Origin of the sequence: Haloactinospora alba, from assembly GCF_006717075.1 — a bacterium.
Classification (GTDB): domain Bacteria; phylum Actinomycetota; class Actinomycetes; order Streptosporangiales; family Streptosporangiaceae; genus Haloactinospora; species Haloactinospora alba.
Map to the genome: position 1 here is coordinate 2748648 of NZ_VFQC01000001.1, position 21058 is coordinate 2769705.

The window sequence follows — 21058 nt, forward strand, 5'->3', positions numbered from 1 at the left end:
CGTACTGGACAAAGCGATGTCCCTGTTGGACGCGTTGGAGTCGGGCCCGGCGTCCCTGGCCCAACTGGTGCGCACCACCGGGCTGGCCCGCCCGACCGTCCACCGGCTGGCGGTCGCGCTGGAGCACCACCGCATGGTGGACCGGGACAGTCAGGGCCGGTTCGTCCTCGGGCCGCGCCTGGGCGAACTGTCCATCGCCACCGGCGAGGACCGCCTGCTGGCCGTGGCGACCCCGGTGCTGGCGCAGCTGCGCGACCTCACCGGGGAGAGCGCCCAACTGTACCGGCGCCAGGGGGACGTGCGGGTGTGTGTGGCCGCGGCCGAACGCACCAGCGGTCTGCGGGACACGGTGCCTGTCGGTAGCGAGCTCCCGATGAGCGCCGGATCGGCGGCCCAGATCCTCCTGGCGTGGGAGGACGCCGAACGCATCCGGCGTTTCCTGCGCGGGGCGCGCTTCACCGCCGCCAGCCTCACCCAGGTCCGCCGACGCCGCTGGTCCCAGAGTGTGGGAGAACGCGAACAGGGGGTCGCCTCCGTGTCCGCTCCCATCTCCGGACCCGGCGGGCGCGTCATCGCCGCCGTCTCGGTATCCGGACCGATCGAACGCCTCACCCGCTCCCCCGGCCGGTTGCACGCCCAGGCGGTCACCGCCGCCGCGGAGAAGATCACCGAGGCCCTGCACAGCACCCCGTAACACCAGCCCCAGACCCCGAAGTAACAACCGTGGCCGGGTGTCCGAGAGCACCCGGCCACAGCGTGAGAGCTTCAGGACGTCAGCCCGTCAGCGCCTCCGAGGGCTCCGCACGGGCCGCCTGGCGGGCCGGCAGGGCGCTGGCGAGGACGCAGGCGCCCACCGCCGCCACCACGACCAGCGCCAACCGCCCCCAGGACAGCTCCACCACCAGGCTGGCCTTGCCACCCACCACCGCGTCGATGCCGAGCAACCCGTAGGGCACGCCGATGACCACGCCGAGCAGGGCGCCCAACAGTGCCAGCGCGGCTCCCTCGAGGGCGAGAGTGGCCTGCAGCCGTCGACGGCGCAGCCCCAGTGCCCGCAGCAGCGCCGTCTCCCGCCTGCGTTCCAGCACGGACAGCCCCAGCGTGTTGGCCACCCCCACCACGGCGATCAGCACTGTCACCGCCAGCATGGCCAGCGCCAGGTTGAGGAGGATGTCCAGCACGTTGGCGATGTCGGTGCGCTCGCTCAGCGCACCCGAGACCGTGATGCCCAGGTCCTGGGCAGCGACGCGGTTCATCGCCGTGGACAGCGCGTCCCGGTCGGCGCCGTCCTGCGCCACTCCCCACACCGTTCCGGTCTCGGTGCCGAGGTCCATCCCCGCCAGCACCTTCCGGGCGACCACGGCCGTCTCCCCGGCGGACACGCTCGCCAGCTCGGAACCCGACACCCGGAACCGCCGGCTCTCCGCACCGACGGACACGCGCACGGTGTCACTGTCCGCCGCCTCGAGCGCGGACATCCGATCCGGCGGGAGCAGCATCACGGGCGGATCGGCCGTGGCGTCGGCGAGCTGCTCCTCCCCGGCGGCCCGCGCCATCTCCGGCGAGGCACCGACGATCGTCGGGACCGGTTCCCCAGCGCCTCCGGCGGTGACCTCCACGTCAGCGGTGGTGACCGGCTCCACCCGGGTGAGGCCGTCGATGTCGCGCATCCGCGCGACGGTGTCGGGGGAGATGGAGCCGTCGGTGGCCTGGACACTGGCGTCCACCGGGTAGCGGCGGTCCAGGTCGGCGTCCACCGTCGCCTGCCCGCTGACCGCTGCCACGCTCAGTGCCGCGATGAGCGCCGTTCCCAGGACCAGGGCGGTCACGGTGGTGGCGGACCGGCGGGGGGCGCGGCGCAGGTTGGCTCCGGCGAGCTCCGCCGTCGTCCCCAACCGGGCCAGCAGCCCCACGGCGGACAGGGCGCCCCCTCCGACGGTGAGCGGCAGCGCGCCGGTGACACCCCCGGCCACGGCCAGGACCGCCCCCGCACCGACGGCCACCAGCCCCGCGACGTGACCGGGGGTAGCGGTCTCCTCCGCTGCGGCGTCCTGCAGCGCCTCAGCCGGGGCGACCGCCATCGCCCGGCGCGCGGGCAGCCACGCCGCGCACAGCGTGATGACCACCCCCGCGGCGACACAGGCGAGCAGAGCCAGCGGGTTGGCACGCATCCCCCCGCCGGCGAGCCCCATGAGGGTGGCACCGACGTAACCCAGCACGCTCCCGAGGACCAGCCCTAACAGGGAGCCCAGCCCACCCAGCATCCCGGCCTCGGTGAGCACGAGCGCGCGGACCTGGCGGCGGTGGGCACCGACCAGGCGGAGCAGGGCCGTCTGGCGCCGTCGCTGCGCCAACAGGATGGTGAACGTGTTGGCGATGACCATCGCGGCGGCCAGAAGGGCCACGAAGGCGAAGGCCAGGATGATCGCCGTCATCTCCGTCGTGCCGCCGACGAACTTGGTAGCGGCGGCATCGGCCTGGTCCGCGGCCGCCACGGCGCGGAACCCGGACCCGAGGGCGCTGTCGATGCCCTCGGCCACGCCCGGGATCTCCGTTCCTTCGGCCACCCGCACCAGCGCCTGTTGTGGTGCGGTGTCCCCGAAGAACGCGGCGGGAGCGTAGAACTGCATGTCCACCCCGGCCAGGGGCGTGAATCCCAGGTCGGTGGCTCCGGTCACCGTGACGGTGCGGGTCTCCCCCGAGGGCAGCCGCATCTCGAGGGTGGAGCCGACGTCGAGCCCGGCGTCGGACAGTGCCGCGCTGTCCGCCATGACCTCGTCGGTTTCCTCCGGCCACGATCCCGAGGCGAGGTCGAACCAGCGCAGCTGGGGGTCAGCGGGGAGAGTGAGCGCTGTGGCGGTCAGCCGCTGCCCGCCGGTGCGGGCCTGCACCGTCCGCGCGTGGCTGGGGTTGGCACTGGCGACGTCGGGGCGCTTTCGCACGTGTTCCAACCACTGGCCGGACGAGGGTTCCTCCGTCGCCTCCACGTAGACGTCCGCTCCGGTCAGCGGGGCTGCGGCCACCGAACGCAACCCGGCGGAGGAGGTGGAGCTGAACACGGCGGTCGCGGCGAGGAACCCGACGCCGAGAGTGACGGCCAGCACGATGGCGACCAACCGCGCCGGGTAGGCGCGCAGTTGCGCCCAGGAATCGGCGATCATCATCACGGCTCCAGTTTTGACAGCGCGGTCAGTACGGCATCGGCACTGGGGGAGTCGACCTGTTCGCGCACGGCACCGTCGGCGAGCAGCACCACCCGGTCGGCGTAGCTGGCGGCGTGCGGGTCGTGGGTCACCATGACGATGGTCTGCCCCAGGTCGTCGCAGGCGGTGCGCAGGTGGGCCAGCAGGCTCCGGCCGGTGGAGATGTCCAGCGCGCCCGTGGGCTCGTCGGCGAACACCACCGCAGGGCGGCTCATCAACGCGCGCGCGATCGCCACCCGCTGCTGCTGCCCGCCGGAGAGCTGGGAGGGTTTGTGGCCGGTGCGGTCCTGCAGTCCGAGCTCGTGGACCAGCCGGTCCAGGTACTGGCGGTCGGGTTGTTCACGAGTTTCAGAGGGAGGAGGATGTTCTGTTCCGCCGTGTGTGTCGGCAGCAGGTTGAACGACTGGAACACGAACCCGATCCGGTCCCGGCGCAGGTCGGTGAGCCGCTGCTCGTCCATGTCGGTGATGTCCTCGCCCCCGAGCAGGATGCGGCCGCCCGTCGGCGTCGCCAACCCGGCCATGAGGTGCATCAGGGTGGTCTTTCCCGACCCCGAGGGCCCCATGACGGCGGTGAACTCCCCGGTGGGGATGCGCAGCGACACATTGTCCACCGCGGTGACCTCCGCGGCTCCGGACCCGAATCTCTTGACCAGGGAGTGCGTTTCCAGGGCGGGTTTCCACTCCCCGTTCCCGTCTTCCATCGGTTTCCTTTCCAGGGAATTCTCGTGTTCGCCGCGCCGAATACCCATTCATTCCGCAGGAACCGGCCCGGCACCCATCGTCCTCTCGCGCGCGATTCGTGTGATCACCCCGATGGAGGGAATCCACGACCGACGAAAGTCGGTGCCGCGCGGTCTCCTCCCCGACGAAGGTCGAATTCCCGTATGCGTTGCGGAACACCCGCGGGGGAACGGAGCGGGACCCGAAAGCACCGCGCGCCGCTCTTCACTCCAAAGAACCGGTGCGACTCGGACGGTGCCACCCGGAACTCCCGGAAATCCCCTCGTGAACGCCGCACGTGCGGCGTCACGCGCGGGAACACGAGTCAGGGGAGCCGGACACCCCGCAGCGCCCGGGGAAGCGGCCAACGGAGCCGCGCTCGCCCTCCGGACACAGGAGGAATTCCATAGCCTTCCGTACGGCGATGTACCGCACACCGCTATGAAACACCGGACGTTGAACCATTCCGGATTCACTTCCGAAAACGAAGCACGGCCGCTCCGCTACCGACAACACGTTCGGCCCCGCGACGAACACCGCCATCACCGACACCGAAAAGCACCGGATAAAACCTCGCTCCTCAGGAGTGTTCGCGAGGATTTCCGGTTCACGTTCCGAACGTGCTGCTTCTGGAAGGGCCGCGCGACTGACCGGGAAACGGGGTCATTCCTGCAGGGGAACGGTGAGGATGCGGTCGTCGTTCTCCTCGGGCTGTCCGCGGCCGTCGCGGTTGCTCGTGGTGAGCCAGAGGCCCTCCCCGTCGGGGACCGCGTCGACGGTGCGCAACCGCCCGAACTCGGTGGCGTAGTGCTCCCGGGGTTCGCCCAGGGGATCGCCGCCGTCGCCGGTGATCGGCACCTCCCAGAGCCGCTGGCCGCGCAGCGCCGCGACCCACAGGCTCCCGCCGGCGATCGCCGCACCGCTGGGGGAGGCCTCCTCGGGGGTCCAGGTGAGCAGCGGGTCGGTGTAGTCGCCCCCACCACCGGTGCCTTCCACTTCGGGCCAGCCGTAGTTGTTCCCGGGCTCGACCAGGTTGATCTCGTCCCAGGTGTCCTGCCCGAACTCGCTGGCGAACAGCCGGTCCTGGTCGTCCCAGGCCAGGCCCTGCACGTTGCGGTGGCCCTGACTGTGGACGAGGTCGCCCCCTGGGTTGCCGTCGGCCGGTTCGCCCTCCGGCGTCATCCGCAGGATCTTTCCGCCGAGCGAGTCCGGGTTCTGGGCGCGTTGCCCCTCGCCCGCGTCGCCGGTGGTCGCGTACAGCATGCCGTCCGGCCCGAACGCGAGCCGCCCGCCGTTGTGGAAACTCGCGCTGGGGATGCCGTCGACCAGTACCTCCTCGTCTCCCAGACCATCGTCGGGGTCGTAGCGCATCCGGGTGATGCGGTTGTCGGAACCGGTGGTGTAGTACACGTACACGTAGGGGCGCTCCCCGGCGTCCCGGGGCACGGCGAGCCCCAGCAGCCCGCCCTCGCCCCGGGCCTCGGCGTCGGTGACCGCGCCGACCTCGCGCGTGTCCCCCTCCGGGGTGACGCGCAGGACCCTCCCGGAGTCGCGCTCGGTGACCAGGGCCGACCCGTCCGGTAGGAAGTCCATCCCCCACGGGACCTCCAGGTCGCTCGCCACGGCGCTGGGTTCGCCCGGTGGGGAACCGGTCCGGTCGTTCTCCCCCGGGCCGGTCCCCTCGTCGGAGGGAGCGCCGTTGCCGCACGCGCTGGTCACGGCGAGGGCCAGTGCCGCCGCGAGCGCGACTGGCCGCGCGCTCCGGGAGCGCCGCGGTTCCCGCGCGGCTGGGGTGGGACGAAGGATGGCACGCATAACCCCGGTGTTCCCGGCGGGCCCGTTGCCCTCACTCCTCACTCGCGGGAGGGGCCGGGTGGCGCCCGCGTGGAAATTCGCCTCTCCCCCTATCCCATTAATGACACGTTGTTTAAGATGACAGCATGTCTCACAATAATGTGACGGATACCACTGACATGGCGCGGTTCCGCGAGCTGCAGCAGCTCGCCTACAGCGCCGCGCAGTCGGTCGCCTCCACCCTCGAGCCGGGCGTCACCGAACGGGAGGCGGCCCGGCGCATCCGCGCGTGGCTGGAGGAGCGCGGCGTACAGGACTGGTTCCACACCCCGTTCGCCTGGTTCGGCGACCGCACCGCGTTCCGCGGGTTCCGGGTCCCGCTGCAGTTCTTCCCCGGCAACCGGCGCCTCGCGGAGGGCATGCCGTTCATCCTGGACTGCGCCCCGGTACGGGACGGTTACGTCGCCGACATCGGCTACGCCGGCTGCCTCGGCGACAACCCGGTGTTCGAGCGCCTCCTGGACGACCTGTGCGAACACCGCGAGCTGATCCTGCGCGAGGTGCGCCGCGGCCGGCCGTTGCGCGAGATCTACCAGGAGGTGGACGCGCTGATCCAACGCCGCGGCTACGACAACCGCCACCAGGTCTACCCGGGCCGGGTCATCGCCCACCAGGTGACGAAGGTGCAGTCCCGGCTGCCCAACGCCGTCGTCGCCGGGTTCGGCATCCGGTCGCTGCAGACACTGTTCGGGGACCTGCTGGTGGAGCGCATGCACCACCGCTCCCCGCTGTGGGCCGACGGCGAGATCTCCCAACACCCCGCCACCCCCGGCATGTGGGCGGTGGAACCCCACATCGGCTTCCGCGGCGTCGGGGTGAAGTTCGAGGAGATCCTCGTCGTCACCGAGGACGACGCGTACTGGCTGGACGACGACCTGCCCCACGTCCGCCGCTGGAAGGGAGCCCTGGCCGCATGAGCCCCACACCCTCCACCCCCGCCAACGGTGCGCACCGCCGCCGGGTCGCGACCTCCGACGGTCTGCTGCTGTCGGTCTACACCCGAGGGGACCCGAACGCGCCCACCGTGCTGTGCGTGCACGGCTACCCGGACAACGCCACCGTCTGGGACGGCGTCGCCGCGCACCTGTCCGACCGCTACCACGTGGTCAGCTACGACGTGCGCGGGGCGGGGTCCTCCACCGCGCCCCGGCGGCGCCGCGGCTACGACATGGAACTCCTCACCGACGACCTCGTGCGGGTCGCCGACGCGGTCAGCCCGGACCGGCCGCTGCACCTCCTGGCCCACGACTGGGGGTCGCTGCAGGCCTGGCACGCCGTCACCGAGCCCACCCACGCGGAGCGGTTCTCCTCCTACACCTCCGTCTCCGGCCCCTGCCTGGACCACCTCGCCCACTGGACCCGCTCCAACCTGAGCCCCCACCCGGCGAAGCTCGGGAAAGCACTCAACCAGGCCCTGCGTTCCGGCTACATCGGGTTCTTCCACACCCCGGTGCTGCCCGAGCTCGCCTGGCTCACCGGCGTGGGAACACTCGGACTGTCCGGACTGGAGCGCCTGGTGGAGGGCAGCCCCTCGCGCGACGCCCACCGGTCCCGGCGCGGCATCCGGGACTACCTCAACGGGCTGAACCTCTACCGGGCCAACATCGGCAACCGGATGCGCCACCCGGAGGAGCGCCGCACCTCCGTGCCCGTGCAGGTGCTGGTTCCCTCCGGGGAGGTCTTCATGTCCGAGGAGGCCCAGGCGGCCGCCTCCGCATGGGTGCCGGACCTGCGCCTGCACCGCCTCAGCGGCGGACACTGGATGCCGCGCACCCGTCCCGGTGCGGTGGCGGAGCGGGTGACGAACCTCGTCACCGAGACCGAAGCCGGACACGCACCACGGAACAACGCCCTGCCCGGCACGCGGGCCTTCGCGGGCCAGCTCGCCGTCGTCACCGGCGCCGGGAGCGGCATCGGCCGCCACACCGCCTTCGAACTGGCCGAACAGGGAGCCCGGATCGTCGCCGTGGACGTGGACGCGCAGGCGGCCGCGCGCACCGCCGACCTCGCCGGCCTGCTCGGCCCCGGCGGGTACCACTACCAGTTGGACGTCTCCGACAGCTCGGCCATGGAGACGTTCGCGGACTGGGTCCGCTCCGAGCTCGGCGTTCCCGACATCGTCGTCAACAACGCCGGCATCGGGACGGGCGGCGCCTTCGCGGACACCTCCCCCACCGACTGGCAGCGCGCCATCGACGTCAACCTGTGGGGCGTCATCAACGGCTGCCGCTCCTTCGCCCCCATGATGACCGAACACGGCCGGGCCGGACGGATCGTCAACACCGCCTCCGCCGCCGCCTACCTTCCCTCCCGGGCGTATCCGGCCTACGCCACGACCAAGGCGGCCGTGCTGATGCTCAGCCAGTGCCTGCGGGGCGAGCTCGCCGAGCACGGCATCCGCGTCACCGCCGTGTGCCCGGGTCTGGTCCACACCGGCATCATCGACAACACCACGCTCGCCGGCACCAGCGCTGAGCAGGGGTCGGCGGCCCGCAAACGACTGAACCGGCTGTACCAGCTGCGGGGTTACACCCCGGAGAAGGCGGCGCGGCGGATCACCCGGGCCATCCGGCGCGGCCCGGCCCTGCTTCCGGTCACCGGGGAGGCCCACGGCGGGCTGGCGCTGTCGCGGCTGACACCACACGTGCTGCGCGCCGCCGCGCGCGTCTCTCCCCCCATGGACTGACATCCCCCAGAGACGGGGGGTGCGTACTCTTGGCACCCGAGACCCCCGACACGGCCGGCGCCGCCGCGCCGCCGACGAGCCCGGCCCCGTCCCCCACCGGCGAGGGACCCGCCGAGGTGGACCTGACCCCGCGTGACGTGCGGTTCGACTGGTCAGCGACCGACCTGCACTGGATCCCCGGCCAACCGTTCGCCACCCACGTCATCAACGTGTTGCACCTGCTGCTGCCGGAGGGCGAGCGGTGGTTCGTCGCCGTGTTCAAGGAGGCGCTGCCCTACATCCGCGACGAACGGCTGCGGGAGGACGTCCTGGGCTTCATCGGCCAGGAGTCCACCCACGCCGAGGCGCACGCCGGCGTCCTCGACCACATGGACGCCCACGGCCTGGACCCCACCCCCTACGTCAGCCAGGTGGCCTGGATGTTCCGCACACTGCTCGGCGACCGCGGCCTGACCGGGCAGGCCGCCGAGTCGTGGCTGATGGCCCGCCTCGCCCTCGTCGCCGGGATCGAACACATGACAGCGGTACTGGGCCAGTGGGTACTGGACGCCGGCGAGCTCGACCGGGCCGGGACCGACCCCACCATGCTGGACCTGCTGCGCTGGCACGGAGCCGAGGAGGTCGAGCACCGGTCGGTGGCCTTCGACCTGTACACCCACGTCGACGGCCGCTACAGCAGGCGCGTGGTCGCCTACGGCGCCGCCACCGCCGCCATGGCCTACCTGTGGGTGCGCGGGGTGCGGTTCCTCATGGCCAACGACCCGGCCCTGGGACGGCGAGCCAAACCACGCTGGCGGGACATCCTGCGCACGGGACGCGCCGGGCTCACCCCGAGCCTGGGACACCTGGCCAGGGCGCTGCCCGGGTACCTCCGGCCCGGCTTCCACCCGTCGCAGGAAGGGTCCACCAGCCAGGCCGTGGCCTACCTCGCGATCTCACCGGCCGCCCGCGCCGCCCAGCACTGACCGTGGCCGCAACCAGTGACGTCGCGGAGCCGCACATGAAACACAGCGAAACCTACTACGCCGACCCGCCGTTCCCGCGGGACCTGGGGGGACGTCGGCGTCCCGACCGGTTCTGGACGGCCCTCAACCGGATCACCCCGGCCGTGGAGCGGCTGACCCGGCTCATCGGCCCGCCGCGTTCCACGCCACCCGCCACCACACTCGACCGCCGGGTGGTGGTGACCCGGGTGGAGCACCCGGCCCGGGAGGTGGCGGCCCTGCACCTCACGGCCGCCGACGGGCGCCCGCTTCCACCGTGGGACCCGGGGTGCCACGTCGACGTGGTGCTGCCGTCCGGAACCATGCGGCAGTACTCGCTGACCGGCGACCCCGCCGACACGGGAAGCTACCGGATCGCGGTCCGCCGGCTGCCCGGCGGCCGCGGGTCCGGTGAGGTCCACGAGCTGCCACCGGGGCGGGAACTCACCGTCCGCGGCCCCCGCAACGCGTTCCCGTTCGCCCGGCTGCCCAGCTACGTGTTCCTCGCCGGTGGTATCGGGATCACCCCGATCCTGCCGATGGTCCACGCCGCCGAACGCGCCGGCGCCGACTACCGGCTGGTCTACACGGGCCGTTTCCGGGCGACCATGCCGTTCCTCGACGAGCTCCCCGCCCCGCGAGGGGGCGGTTCGATCGAGGTGCGCACCGACGACACGCACGGTGTCGGCGACCCGGCCGCACTGTTGGGTACACCACCGGAGGGGACGGCGGTGTACTGCTGCGGTCCTCCGCCGCTGCTCGAGGGGGTGCGCGCGGCCCTGGAGGAACGCCCCGGTGTGGGTTTCCACTGGGAACGTTTCTCCGCCCCACCGGTCCGCGACGGCGTACCATTCGAGGTGGAACTCGCCCGGACCGGCAGGGTGTTGCAGGTTCCGGCCGACCGTACCGTGTTGGAGACCATCCAGCGGGTGCTGCCGGACGTCGCCTACTCCTGCCGTCAGGGCTTCTGCAACACCTGCCGGGTGCCACTCCTGGCCGGCGAGGTCGAGCACCGTGGTAGTCCGACAGGCGGCGGGCCGGTGTCCGAGGGGACGGTCGCGATCTGCGTGTCCCGTTCCCGGGGCGGGCGACTGGTGCTGGACCTGTGACGCCGCGTCCGGAGGGCACCGGCTGCCTCCCGCCGGCGGGAGGCAGCCACGCGGGCACCCGACCCGGATACGCGGAGGAACCAGCAGCCATGGCCATGCCCGAGTCCGAACCGTCCGGCCGCGGCGGCAGCGGGGAGGCGCGCCGCCCCCGCCGCATGCCGCCGCACCGGCGCCGGGAGGACCTCATCCGCACCGCCCTGGGACTGTTCGCCCGGTACTCGCCGGAGGAGATCACCCCGGAGCACATCGCCGAGGCCGCCGACGTCTCCCGCGCCCTGGTGTACCGGTACTTCCCCAACATGGCCGAGCTGCGCACGGCCGCGCTGCGCAGCGCGGTGGACGAACTGTCGCCGCTGCTCACCCCGCCCACCCACCTGGGGACACTGGACCAGCTCCGCACCTCGCTGCGGGCCTTCATCGACTTCACCGACCACTACGCCCCCGCCTACGTGGCGCTGCTGCGCAGCGGTTCCAAGGCCGCCACCGAGAGCGCCACCTCCGTCATCGACGAGGTGCGCTCCCAGGTACTGCGGCTGCTGCTGGAGCGCTCCGGTATCGAGACGCCCTCGCCGCTTCTGGTACTGACCCTGCGGTGCTGGATCTCCACCGTGGAGTCCGCCCTGCTCATCTGGTTGGAGGAGCGGACCATGCCCAAGGATGAGCTGGAGGAGTGGCTACTGGACCAGCTGGTGGCGATGGTCGGTGCCTCCGGTGTCGGTCCGGAGGAGACGCACGCGCTACGGGCCGCCGTCGGCGAGGACACGTGACCGGAAACCGTACCGGTGCCGCGTCCGCCCGGCGGTCCGGCCACCGGACGTCACGGGAGGTCGCAGTGGCTGGCCAGGCGCCGGGCCCAGGCCCGGTAGCCGCCGGAACCGGGATGGAACCCGTCGGCGGCGAACACTCCCGCCGTTGCGGTCAGGTCCGGGACGGGCACGTACACCGCCCCCGGGGCGTCTCCGGCGGCCCGGGAGACGGCCCGGTCCACGGCACGCGCCCGCAGGCCGAGCACCTGCCGCGTGGGCGCCGGGAGAGCCGGGAACCGGTGCAGCGGTGGTGTGCCACTGAGCAGGACACGGGTGTCGGGATGGTTCCGGCGCAGCTCGGTGAGGATGCGGGCCATGGTGGCCCGGACGGTCGCGAGCCGGGTCAGCCGCAGCGTGTCGTTGACGCCCGCCAGCACGACGGCGACGTCCGGCGGCGGCCCGTCCACAGCCGCCGGTAGGTGGCGGCGCTCCACCCCGCCGACGGTGGCACCGCTGCGCGCCACCACCCGCCACGCCACTCCGCGCCCGCTGCGCTCGGCGAGCGCGGCGGCCAGGTGGCCGGCGACACCGTCCCCGTGGTGGGACACCCCCACTCCCGCGGCCGTGGAGTCCCCCAGCACCAGCAGGTCGAGCGGCCGCCGCTCGGAGTCACCCGCCGCTTTCCCCCGCATGCCGCGGGCCTCCGGCAGTACCGGCGTGGTGGCACGCACCCGCATCCCCTGCGGGAGAAGCACCGGGACGGACGCCCACACCACCACCTGGGCGCAGCGCAGCAGCGCCGCGTTCACGCCTCCTCCCGTCCGGACGGGTGGTGGCGGGAGCGCGGCTGTGCCGTGGTGCTGCCCTCCGCGGTCTCACGCATGGCCCTCCTCCGGCTCTGGGGCGACGAGCGGACGGTACACCGGGATTCCGGAGTGTTCCAGCTCCGCACGCAACCGGAAGTAGGCGTCGCCGAACGGGTCCACGCCCCGGGCGGGCATCAGGCCCCGGCGGATGGTGACGTCGTGCGGGGCGAGCCGCGCCGCCCGTTCGTAGTGCCGTTCCGCCGGCCCGGAGTCGCCGCGGCGCGCGAGCTCGGCCGCGACCCGCGCGTGGGCGCGGGCGCGCTGTCCGCTGCTGTCGGGCCGGCGCAACCCGCCTCCGCCACCCGCGGGGGTGAGGCCCGGGTCGTCGTGGTGGACCCAGCGGCGCAGGGCGCGCAGGGAGTCCGCGGCGCTGAGCCCGTTGAGGGACCGGAAGAGGTCGGTGGCGACCTGGGTGTCCTGCGGTCGGGCGATGTTCCCCTCCTCGTCCACCCACACCACCGTGGGCACGTTGACGATATCGTAGGCCGCCGCCACCGCCCCGTGGATGTCGACCAGGGCGGGGTGGCTCGGTGCGGCCTCGGCGATCCACGGGCGCGCGTCCCCGACCGACGTCTCGACCGCCACGCTGAGCACGGTGAGGCCGCTTCCGGAGAGCTCGCGGTGGCGCTGCTCCCAGGCCGGCAGGTCGTAGCGGCACCCGCACCAGGGAGCCCACATCACCAGGGCGACCTTGCGGCCGCGGTAGTCCCGCAACCGGTGGGTGATCCCGGCGGTGTCGGGCAGCTCGAGGATCGGGGGCGGCGCCCGTCGCTCCGGCGGGAGCGGGGTCGGGGACCGCGGCGAGCACGCCGTTGTCGGTGTCGGCGACCACGGTGTGGCGGAGGGTTTCGAGGAAGGCGACGAGGTCGAGGGAGCCGCCGTGTTCCATGCCGCGGGCCACGCTGTCGGGAACGCAGGCGTCACCGTGGCACCAGCCGTGGGACTGTCGGGTCCAGCCCAGCACCGGGGCGCTGGTGGGGACGAGCAGCCGGCCGGAGCTGCCGGTGTGTGCCTCCAGCGCGACCGTCCTGTCCGGGAGGAGCACCGTGATACGCATCCGACCCTTTCCTTTGGATAGTTTCACTCTCTAATTTTGGAGAGTAGTACTATCCAATCCGAGGGGCAAGGGTGAGAGGCGATGCGGATATCCGAACTGAGCGAGCGGAGCGGGGTTCCGGTCGCGACCATCAAGTACTACCTGCGGGAGAACCTGCTCCCCCGGGGGGAGGCGACCTCGGCCACCCAGGCGCGCTACGGCGAGGAGCACCTGCGCCGACTGCGCCTCATCCGGGCGCTGGTGGAGACCGCCGAGGTACCGCTCGCCCGGATCCGGACGGTGCTGGAGGCGATGGACGACCCCGGCACGGACCTCCACCACCTTCTTGGAGCCACCCAGTACGCCTTCACCCCCCTGGCCGAGGCGCCGCCCGACGAGGGCGCCTGGGAGGAGGCGGCCGCGACCACCACGGGCCTCCTCGCCCAGCTGGGGTGGAACGTCACACCCCACTCCCCGGCCCGTCAGCAGCTGACCGCCGCCGTGGCGACACTCGCCCACCTCGGCCACCCGGTGGGAGCGGAGACACTGCGCGTCTACGCATCCGCCGCCCGCACCGCGGCGGAGCGCGACATCGCGACCGTCGACCCGGAAGCCTCCCGGGCGGAGACCGCCGAACACGTCGTCACGATGACCGCACTCATGGAACAGGCCCTCCTCGGACTGCACCGCCTGGCGCAGGAGGATGCCTCGGCCCGCCGTTTCGGCTCCGGCGAGCACTCCGCGGAGTGAGCCGCGGGCCGGAGGCGGCGCACCGCCCCGGCCCGGTCGCGTCCCGGTCAGTCCAGGTCGGGCGGCTGGCTCCCGGTGGCGACCATCACCCGGTTGAACAGGTTCATCACCCCGATCGTCGCGATGAGCGCGGCCAACTCCTCTGGCGGGTAGTGCTCGGCCGCCCGGGCGTAGACCCCGTCGGAGACCCCGCCCTCACCGAGCCGGGTCACCTCGTCGGCCAGCGCCAGCGCCGCCTGCTCGGCCGGGGTGAAGTGGTTACGGGCCTCGTGCCACCCCGCCACGGTGAACAGCCGCCGCCGCTCCTCGCCCAGTTCGGCCGCGTCCCGGGCGTGCATGTCGATGCAGAAGGCGCACCCGTTCAGGTACGAGCAGCGCAGCTCCACCAGCTCCGCGAGGTTCTCGCCGAGCGTCCCGTGCAGCAGGCGCCGGGCTTCGCGCACCTTCCCCAGCACCTGGGGAAGCTCCGCCACCGCCGAGACCCGTTCGACCGCTTCCGCCGTCATAACAACCTCCGAACTGTCGGATCGCCGACCCGCCGGATCGGCCTGCCGACCTCACCGACCCGCCGCGGCTCCCCGGTGTGACAGCACGGTAGGGTGATCCGGCTCACGCGCTGGCGCGGACCCGCCGGAACACGAAAAAGCCCCCCGCCCCGTCCGGGGCGGAGGGCTCGAAGTACCCCTGAGCGGATTCGAACCGCCGTTACCGCCTTGAGAGGGCGGCGTCCTAGGCCTCTAGACGACAGGGGCGCTGTGCCGGAACTGTGCGCGAACGAGCGGGGAGCTCCGGAGTGGAGCTGCCACTCAGCAAAAGAGCCCCCACGGCATGGGAGCTCTCAGCTGCACGTACCCCCGAGCGGATTCGAACCGCCGTTACCGCCTTGAGAGGGCGGCGTCCTAGGCCTCTAGACGACGGGGGCGCAATCCGAGCCGGTTTCCCGACTCCATGCGTTCCTGACCTATGGCAGAACGCTGCTGGGGTACCAGGACTCGAACCTAGACTAACTGAACCAGAATCAGTCGTGCTGCCGCTTACACCATACCCCAGTGCTTGGGAGGGGCCTCTCTTTCGGGGGCCTTTCCCTCGGCGCAGGAACAACTTTAGCGGACATCGCGGCAACGCGCGAACTGGAAACCAAGGGCGGCCCGAGCGGGACCCGGGCCGCCCCGGACAGCGGTGTCACTCCCCCGGCGAAGCGGGGGTGGCCGCCTCCTCCTCCCGGCGCAACCGGTCCAGTGCGCGACGCAGCCGCTCGCGGGTGCGCTCCCGGCCGAGCACCGCCAGGGACTCGAACAGCGGCAGGCCGACCGTGCGCCCCGTGACAGCGACCCGCACCGGCGCCTGCGCCTTGCCGAGCTTCAGTCCCAGCTCGGCCCCGACCTCCTCGAGGGCGGCCTTGAGCGCCTCCGGCTCCCAGGCGAGTTCCGCGTCGGCGAACCTGTCCAGCGTCGCGGACAGCATCGGTTCACCGATACCCGGTTTCATCGCCTTGCTCCAGCTCTTCTCGTCCTCGACCGGTTCGTCCAGGAACAGGAAGTCGACGTTGGCAACGATCTCGCTGAGCAGGGCCACCCGGGTCTGCGCCAGCGGCGCGAGATCGCGGAACGCGGCGTCGTCGTAGTTCTCCGCCGGCCACGGCGCGGACTCGCCGTGCAGCCACGGCTGGCACCGCCGCACGAACTCCTCGGTGCTCAGCGCCCGGATGTACTCGCCGTTGAACGCCCGCAGCTTCTTCTCGTCGAAGAAGGCACTGGAGCTGTTCACCTCGGAGATGTCGAACAGCTGCTCCATCTCCGACCACGGCATGATCTCCTGGTCGCCGCCCGGTGCCCAGCCCAGCAGCATCAGGTAGTTCACCATGGCCTCGGGGAGGTAACCCTCGTCGAGGAACCCCTCCAGGGAGACCTTGTCCCGACGCTTGGAGAGTTTCTGGCGCTTCTCGTTCACGATGACCGGCAGGTGCGCCCACACGGGCGGCTCGTGGCCCAACGCGCGCCACAGCAGCTGCTGCTTGGGGGTGTTGGACAGGTGCTCCTCGCCCCGGATGACGTGTGTGATCCGCATCTCGACGTCGTCGACCACGTTGGCCAGCACGAAGAGCGGGGAGCCGTCCGCGCGGGCGATGACGAAGTCCTCAATGGAACTGTGCGCGAACTCCACCCGGCCGCGTATCCGGTCGTCCACGACGGTCGGACCGCCGTCGGGAACCCGGAACCGCAGCGCCCGGCCGGGGCCCGGTTCCAGCCCCCGGTCCCGGCAGAAACCGTCATAGCCCAGTTGCGGGTTGTCCTGGCGCTCGCGCACCTGTTCCCTGGTGCAGTCGCAGTAGTAGGCCCGCCCCTGCGTGTACAGCCACTCGGCGTGTTCCCGGTGCGCGGCGGCGTAGTCCGACTGGAAGTAGGGCCCCTCGAAGTGGGGGTCGTCCGTGTGGATGCCGAGCGCGGCCATGGCCTGGATGATCCCCTCGGTCCACTCGGGCCTGTTGCGCTGCACGTCGGTGTCCTCGATGCGCAGCACGAACCTGCCCTGAGGGTCCTGTCGGGCCAGGGCCCAGTTGAACAGCGCCGAGCGGGCGCTTCCGACATGGAAAAGCCCAGTGGGGGACGGGGCAAAACGGGTCCGAATCGAAGTCTCAGTCACGCCCCCAAGGTACCGCCGCCAGGCCCCCTTCGACGGACGCTTGTCCTGCTAGGCGACGTCCCAGCGCCAGCTCGGCGGCGTTCCCGCCAGTCGGCAGAGGAGCCGTCATCGGCCCTGCCGGCGCGGCGCTGGCCGCGCCGCGCACGGTCAACAGCACCCGTCGGACAGGGCCCGGCGCCCGAACACGGGTCCCTCCGGCCCAGCAGCGGAGCCCGGCGCCCCGCCCCGGTCAGTCCCGGGTGGTGATCCGGTTGCTCAGCTCACCGACGCTCTGCACGCTCACCGTCACCTCCTGGCCGGGGGTGACCTGGCCGACCCCGGCCGGGGTGCCCGTGAGGACGACGTCCCCGGGAAGCAACGTCATGAAGGAGCTGATGTAGGAGACCAGCGCGGGGATGTCGTGGATCAGCCGCGAGGTGCGGTCGTCCTGGCGCACCTCCCCGTCGACCATGGTGGTCAGCCGCAGGTCGGAGGCTTCCTCCACGCTCAGCCCCGTCTCGATCCAGGGGCCGATCGGGCAGAAGGAGTCGAACCCCTTCGCCCGGGTCCACTGTTTGTCCCGCTGCTGCAGGTCCCGTGCCGTCACGTCGTTGGCGCAGGTGTATCCGAAGACGACCTCCGAGACCCGCTCCCGCGGCACCTCGCGGCACAGCCTCCCGATGACGACGGCCAGCTCGCCCTCGTAGTCCACCCGCTGTGAGATCTCCGGGTGGAACACCGGGTCGTCCGGCCCGGCCACGGCGGTGGACGGTTTCAGGAAGACCGCGGGTTCTGCGGTATCCTCCCCGGTGAGTTCCGACATCTCGGTGACGTGGTCGGCATAGTTCTTGCCGATACAGACGACCTTGCTCGGCAGGACCGGGCTGAGCAACCGTACGTCCTCCAGCTTCGCCCGTTCCCCGGCGAGTTGCACCTGCCCCAGCAGCGGATGTCCGCTGAGGCGGGAAACGTACTGCTGCCCGGCGTCCTCGGTGTCGATCAGGCCGAAACCGACCTCGTCCCCGGACGAGAATCTCGCGATGCGCACGACTGCCCTACCTTCGGGAATGCACGGATACGTCCCTCCCGACGTTACCGAGGGCACGACCTGGGCAGCACCGTTACGACAGCACACGCACACCACACTCCCGCCAGGGGGCGACACCCGACGCGTCCATCCGGACACGTTGTGCGACAGGAGCGTACCATCGCTGCTCACCGAACCTGGCCGACACGAGGGAAGGAAGGCCACGCCGTGCCCGGACCCGCACCGCAGCGCCGCCGACGACACCACCGCCGTTTCGCCCCCGCGGCCGTACTCGGGTCCGCGGTCCTCGCGGCGGGAACCGGGCTCGTGCTGGTGAACACGGACTCGCCGGAGCCGGAGGGTGCCACCTCCGCTCCGCCGTCGGCGGACGCCAACGGCGGCAAGGACGCGGCCAGTCCGCCCGCCGGTGAGGGGTCCGAGCCTCCGGTGCTGCTGCGTTCGGAGACCTCGGAGGTCACCGAGGGCAGCGGCGACCTCGCCGTGGTCGAGGGCAGCGGCGAGCCTCCGGGAGAGGGGCCGTACACGGACTACCTGGTCGAGGTGGAGGAGGGGCTGCCCGGTGACGCCGGGGACTTCGCCGACGCCGTGGAGACGATCCTCAGCCACGAGCGGAGCTGGGGCGGGAACCGGGGCGAGGACCGGATGCGGCGTGTGGACTCCGGACCCGCCGACGTGCGGGTGGCGCTCGCGGCACCCGACACGGTCGACGAGCTGTGCGCCCCGCTGCAGACCAACGGCGAGGTCTCCTGCGCCCAGGACGGGCGCGCCATCATCAACCAGAACCGGTGGGTCAGCGGCGTCGAGCACTTCAACGGGGACCTGGAGACGTACCGCACCTATGTGATCAACCACGAGGTGGGCCACACCCTGGGGTACGGCCACGTCGACTGCCCGGGCGAGGGAGAGCGCGCGCCGGTGATGCAGCAGCAGACGCTGGGTCTCGACGGGTGCGAACCCAACGGGTGGGTGAACCCCGAGGCCGGTTAGGGCCTGTTCCACCGCGTGTCGCCCGGCACCGCCCGGCCGCGTTCGCACCGGTCGGCAGAGGGTTCGCTGCGCCTTCCCTCCCGGCCGCGCACGACGGACAGCCTCCGGACACGGGGCCCGGTATACGGACACCGCCTCGGGATTGCCGGGGCTCCCGGCGGGGTAGTGGGAGACGCCGCTGGACGTTTCCGGAGACCGGGGAGGACGCATGCCTGGCTCACCATCCGAGGGCCGGAATCGACGTGACGGGGCGTCCCGGCGGAGGCTGCTGGGAGCCGCCGGGTGCGCCGCCGTCGCCGGGGCGCTGGCGGGCTGCGCGAGAGGCGGGGACGGCGGGGGCGACGGCGGGAACGGCGGGCCGTCCGGAACAGGGGAGCCCACCGGCGGCACGAACCTCGGCAGCACCGACGACATCCCCACCGGCGGGGGGCGCGTTTACAGCGGCGAGAACGTCGTCGTGACGCGTCCGGACTCGGGGACCTTCCGGGCGTTCTCCGCCACGTGCACCCACGAGGGGTGCACTGTCGGCGGGATCTCCGACGGCACCATCAACTGTCCGTGCCACGGCAGCCGGTTCGCGCTGGACGACGCCGCCGTGGTCGCCGGCCCGGCGTCGGAGCCGCTCCCCGAACGCGAGGTCACCGTGCACGACGGAGAGATCTGGGTGGACTGACCGGTTGCCGCCGCCCGCACCCGCCGTACGGGCGGCGGCCGGTCTCACAGGTGGGGGTAGCCCTGGCGGAGCAGCCCGTAGGTGATCGCCTGTTCCAGGGCCACCCAGGACGCGTCGATGACGTTCTCGCCCACACCGACGGTGGTCCAGTCGCTGTTTCCGTCGCTGAACGTCACCAGGATGCGGGTGACGGCGTCCGTGCCGGAGGTCCCCTCCAGGATCCGGACCTTGTAGTCGGTGAGTTCCAGCGCGCCCAGCGCGGTGTAGACCCCCTCCATGGCGCTGCGCAGTGCCCGGTCCAGGGCGTTGACGGGTCCGTTTCCCTCCTCGGTGGCGATCACCCGCTCGTCCTTGACGTAGAGCTTCACGGTCGCCTCGCTGAGGGGTTCCCCGGCGGATTCCTGGCCGGGTGCCGCCGTGTCCGCGGCCCGCGCGTCAGTCGCCGGTGCGGAGCGGCGCTCGGACAGCACCCGCCACGACTCCGCCCGGAAGTAGCGCACCGGGGAGCCGAGTTCCTCACGCAGCAGCAGTTCCAGGGAGGCGTCGGCGGCCTCGAAGCTGTATCCGGACTGTTCCAGGGACTTCACGCGCTCGGCGACCCGCCCCAGCAGCGCGCGGTCACAGGACAGGTCGAAGCCGAGCTCGCTGGCTTTCAGCTCGATCGAGGCCCGCCCGGCCATGTCGGAGACGAGCATGCGCATGTCGTTCCCGACCCGGGAGGGGTCGGTGTGCTGGTAGAGGTCCGGGTCGACCTTGATGGCCGAGGCGTGCAGCCCGGCCTTGTGCGCGAACGCCGACACGCCCACGTAGGGCTGGTGGGTGGCCGGCGGGATGTTCACGAGCTCCGCGACGGCTTGGGAGACCCGGGTCATCTCCGCCAGGCACCCCTCGGGCACCACCCTGCGGTCGTACTTCAGCTCCAGGGCTCCCACCACGGAGAAGAGGTTGGCGTTGCCCACGCGTTCCCCGTAGCCGTTGGCGGTGCACTGCACGTGGGTGGCGCCGGCGTCGACCGCGGCGAGGGTGTTGGCGACGGCGCACCCGCTGTCGTCCTGGGCGTGGATGCCGAGCCGGGCGCCGGTGTCGTTGCCGACCTCGGTGACGACGCGGGTGATGTCGGCGGGCAGCATCCCGCCGTTGGTGTCGCACAGCACGACCGCGTCCGCTCCGGCCCCGGCGGCGGTGCGCACCACGCTGCGGGCGTGGTCGGGGTCGTGGTGGTAGCCGTCGAAGAAGTGTTCGCAGTCCAGGAACACGCGTTGTCCGTGCTCGCGCAGGTAGCGGATCGTGTCGGCGATCATCGCCAGGTTCTCCTCCGGCGTGGTGCGCAGGGCGCGTTCCACGTGGCGGCTGTCGCTCTTGGCGACCAGGGTCACCACCGGCGCCCCGGAGTCACGCAGGGCGGTGACCTGCGGGTCGTCGGCGGGAGCGACGTCGGAGCGCCGGGTGGCGCCGAAGGCGGTGAGGCGCGCGTGCGTCAGGGGGAGCTCGTCGGCGGCGCGGCGGAAGAACTCCGTGTCCTTGGGGTTGGATCCGGGCCATCCGCCCTCGATGAAGCCCACCCCGACGTCGTCCAGCAGGCGCGCGATGGCCAGCTTGTCTGCGACGGTGAGGTTGATGCCCTCGCGTTGGGCACCGTCGCGCAGTGTCGTGTCGAAGACGTGGAAACTGTCGTCTGGCATGGGTGGAACTCCCCGGGTGGATGCGGTTCTCGTCGTGGCCGCCCTGCCGGTCCAATAAAAAAGACCCCTCGTGGACACGAGAGGTCGGCGC

General features: G+C 72.0%; 18 protein-coding genes, 3 tRNA genes and 1 pseudogene. 9 read left to right on the plus strand and 13 right to left on the minus strand.

What is annotated here, in order from left to right:
* Positions 1–16: 16 nt before the first annotated feature.
* Positions 17–694: an IclR family transcriptional regulator gene (locus tag FHX37_RS12355; RefSeq protein ID WP_141925227.1), complete on the plus strand. Its 678-nt coding sequence runs from the start codon at positions 17–19 to the stop codon at positions 692–694.
* A gap of 79 nt (positions 695–773) precedes the next feature.
* Here the strand turns inward: FHX37_RS12355 and FHX37_RS12360 are convergent, their stop codons facing one another.
* The 4 genes from FHX37_RS12360 to FHX37_RS12370 all read right to left on the minus strand — a co-directional run bounded on the left by FHX37_RS12360 (position 774) and on the right by FHX37_RS12370 (position 5740).
* Positions 774–3164, minus strand: a complete 2391-nt coding sequence (locus tag FHX37_RS12360; RefSeq protein WP_246062261.1) for an FtsX-like permease family protein — start codon at positions 3162–3164, stop codon at positions 774–776.
* Positions 3164–3439, minus strand: coding sequence for a hypothetical protein (locus FHX37_RS23580; protein ID WP_394344495.1), 276 nt, complete (start codon positions 3437–3439; stop codon positions 3164–3166). Before FHX37_RS23580 ends, FHX37_RS12360 begins: the two co-directional genes overlap by 1 nt.
* Positions 3418–3906 (minus strand): ABC transporter ATP-binding protein, encoded by a 489-nt coding sequence (locus tag FHX37_RS12365; RefSeq protein WP_246062262.1) that lies wholly within the window; start codon positions 3904–3906, stop codon positions 3418–3420. The genes FHX37_RS23580 and FHX37_RS12365 overlap by 22 nt, the downstream gene beginning before the upstream one ends.
* A gap of 682 nt (positions 3907–4588) precedes the next feature.
* A complete protein-coding gene (locus FHX37_RS12370; RefSeq protein ID WP_141924030.1) occupies positions 4589–5740 on the minus strand; it encodes a PQQ-dependent sugar dehydrogenase in 1152 nt (383 codons plus the stop codon).
* Positions 5741–5865: 125 nt separating this feature from the next.
* Between FHX37_RS12370 and FHX37_RS12375 the strand changes: the two genes are divergently transcribed.
* The 5 genes from FHX37_RS12375 (at position 5866) to FHX37_RS12395 (ending at position 11324) form a co-directional block, all read left to right on the plus strand.
* On the plus strand, positions 5866–6696 hold the full coding sequence (locus FHX37_RS12375) for a M24 family metallopeptidase (RefSeq protein ID WP_141924031.1): 831 nt from the start codon (positions 5866–5868) through the stop codon (positions 6694–6696).
* Positions 6693–8465, plus strand: coding sequence for an SDR family oxidoreductase (locus FHX37_RS12380; protein ID WP_141924032.1), 1773 nt, complete (start codon positions 6693–6695; stop codon positions 8463–8465). Before FHX37_RS12375 ends, FHX37_RS12380 begins: the two co-directional genes overlap by 4 nt.
* Before the next feature lie 29 nt (positions 8466–8494).
* Positions 8495–9430 (plus strand): metal-dependent hydrolase, encoded by a 936-nt coding sequence (locus tag FHX37_RS12385; protein WP_141924033.1) that lies wholly within the window; start codon positions 8495–8497, stop codon positions 9428–9430.
* Positions 9431–9465: 35 nt separating this feature from the next.
* The gene (locus FHX37_RS12390; protein WP_141924034.1) at positions 9466–10557 is read left to right on the plus strand and encodes a PDR/VanB family oxidoreductase; all 1092 of its coding nucleotides are present in this window, start codon (positions 9466–9468) and stop codon (positions 10555–10557) included.
* Positions 10558–10712: 155 nt separating this feature from the next.
* Positions 10713–11324, plus strand: coding sequence for a TetR/AcrR family transcriptional regulator (locus tag FHX37_RS12395; RefSeq protein WP_141925229.1), 612 nt, complete (start codon positions 10713–10715; stop codon positions 11322–11324).
* Between the two features lie 50 nt (positions 11325–11374).
* On the opposite strand, the gene FHX37_RS12400 is transcribed toward FHX37_RS12395, so the two are convergent.
* Both FHX37_RS12400 and FHX37_RS12405 read right to left on the minus strand, forming a co-directional pair.
* Positions 11375–12112 (minus strand): SGNH/GDSL hydrolase family protein, encoded by a 738-nt coding sequence (locus FHX37_RS12400; RefSeq protein ID WP_141924035.1) that lies wholly within the window; start codon positions 12110–12112, stop codon positions 11375–11377.
* Positions 12113–12178: 66 nt separating this feature from the next.
* A pseudogene (locus tag FHX37_RS12405) lies at positions 12179–13226 on the minus strand (TlpA family protein disulfide reductase).
* An 81-nt stretch (positions 13227–13307) separates the two neighbouring features.
* Here FHX37_RS12405 and FHX37_RS12410 point away from each other — a divergent pair.
* On the plus strand, positions 13308–13955 hold the full coding sequence (locus FHX37_RS12410; protein WP_141924037.1) for a MerR family transcriptional regulator: 648 nt from the start codon (positions 13308–13310) through the stop codon (positions 13953–13955).
* Positions 13956–14002: 47 nt separating this feature from the next.
* Here FHX37_RS12410 and FHX37_RS12415 read toward each other — a convergent pair whose 3' ends face one another.
* From FHX37_RS12415 to FHX37_RS12440, 6 genes are all read right to left on the minus strand, one after another.
* Positions 14003–14461 (minus strand): carboxymuconolactone decarboxylase family protein, encoded by a 459-nt coding sequence (locus FHX37_RS12415; protein ID WP_141924038.1) that lies wholly within the window; start codon positions 14459–14461, stop codon positions 14003–14005.
* Positions 14462–14634: 173 nt separating this feature from the next.
* A tRNA-Glu gene (locus FHX37_RS12420) sits at positions 14635–14707 on the minus strand.
* Positions 14708–14804: 97 nt separating this feature from the next.
* A tRNA-Glu gene (locus tag FHX37_RS12425) sits at positions 14805–14877 on the minus strand.
* A gap of 55 nt (positions 14878–14932) precedes the next feature.
* Positions 14933–15004 (minus strand) — tRNA-Gln (locus tag FHX37_RS12430).
* 133 nt (positions 15005–15137) lie between these two features.
* Entirely contained in the window at positions 15138–16598 is a 1461-nt protein-coding gene (gene gltX, locus FHX37_RS12435) for a glutamate--tRNA ligase (RefSeq protein WP_141924039.1), read from the minus strand.
* A gap of 229 nt (positions 16599–16827) precedes the next feature.
* Positions 16828–17625, minus strand: coding sequence for a fumarylacetoacetate hydrolase family protein (locus FHX37_RS12440; protein ID WP_141924040.1), 798 nt, complete (start codon positions 17623–17625; stop codon positions 16828–16830).
* Between the two features lie 207 nt (positions 17626–17832).
* Here FHX37_RS12440 and FHX37_RS12445 point away from each other — a divergent pair, with 207 nt between their 5' ends.
* A complete protein-coding gene (locus FHX37_RS12445; protein WP_246062264.1) occupies positions 17833–18612 on the plus strand; it encodes a DUF3152 domain-containing protein in 780 nt (259 codons plus the stop codon).
* A 208-nt stretch (positions 18613–18820) separates the two neighbouring features.
* Positions 18821–19285 (plus strand): Rieske (2Fe-2S) protein, encoded by a 465-nt coding sequence (locus FHX37_RS12450; protein ID WP_141924042.1) that lies wholly within the window; start codon positions 18821–18823, stop codon positions 19283–19285.
* A gap of 44 nt (positions 19286–19329) precedes the next feature.
* On the opposite strand, the gene cimA is transcribed toward FHX37_RS12450, so the two are convergent.
* On the minus strand, positions 19330–20967 hold the full coding sequence (cimA, locus tag FHX37_RS12455) for a citramalate synthase (RefSeq protein ID WP_141924043.1): 1638 nt from the start codon (positions 20965–20967) through the stop codon (positions 19330–19332).
* Between the last annotated feature and the right edge of the window lie 91 nt (positions 20968–21058).

Excerpts from the sequence above, each read along its gene's own strand:
- FHX37_RS12355 (WP_141925227.1), top strand. The coding sequence starts at position 17 with ATGTCCCTGTTGGACGCGTTGGAGTCGGGCCCGGCGTCCCTGGCCCAA.
- FHX37_RS12360 (WP_246062261.1), bottom strand. The coding sequence starts at position 3,164 with ATGATGATCGCCGATTCCTGGGCGCAACTGCGCGCCTACCCGGCGCGG.
- FHX37_RS12365 (WP_246062262.1), bottom strand. The coding sequence starts at position 3,906 with ATGGAAGACGGGAACGGGGAGTGGAAACCCGCCCTGGAAACGCACTCC.
- FHX37_RS12370 (WP_141924030.1), bottom strand. The coding sequence starts at position 5,740 with ATGCGTGCCATCCTTCGTCCCACCCCAGCCGCGCGGGAACCGCGGCGC.
- FHX37_RS12375 (WP_141924031.1), top strand. The coding sequence starts at position 5,866 with ATGTCTCACAATAATGTGACGGATACCACTGACATGGCGCGGTTCCGC.
- FHX37_RS12380 (WP_141924032.1), top strand. The coding sequence starts at position 6,693 with ATGAGCCCCACACCCTCCACCCCCGCCAACGGTGCGCACCGCCGCCGG.
- FHX37_RS12390 (WP_141924034.1), top strand. The coding sequence starts at position 9,466 with ATGAAACACAGCGAAACCTACTACGCCGACCCGCCGTTCCCGCGGGAC.
- FHX37_RS12395 (WP_141925229.1), top strand. The coding sequence starts at position 10,713 with ATGCCGCCGCACCGGCGCCGGGAGGACCTCATCCGCACCGCCCTGGGA.
- FHX37_RS12410 (WP_141924037.1), top strand. The coding sequence starts at position 13,308 with ATGCGGATATCCGAACTGAGCGAGCGGAGCGGGGTTCCGGTCGCGACC.
- FHX37_RS12415 (WP_141924038.1), bottom strand. The coding sequence starts at position 14,461 with ATGACGGCGGAAGCGGTCGAACGGGTCTCGGCGGTGGCGGAGCTTCCC.
- FHX37_RS12450 (WP_141924042.1), top strand. The coding sequence starts at position 18,821 with ATGCCTGGCTCACCATCCGAGGGCCGGAATCGACGTGACGGGGCGTCC.
- cimA (WP_141924043.1), bottom strand. The coding sequence starts at position 20,967 with ATGCCAGACGACAGTTTCCACGTCTTCGACACGACACTGCGCGACGGT.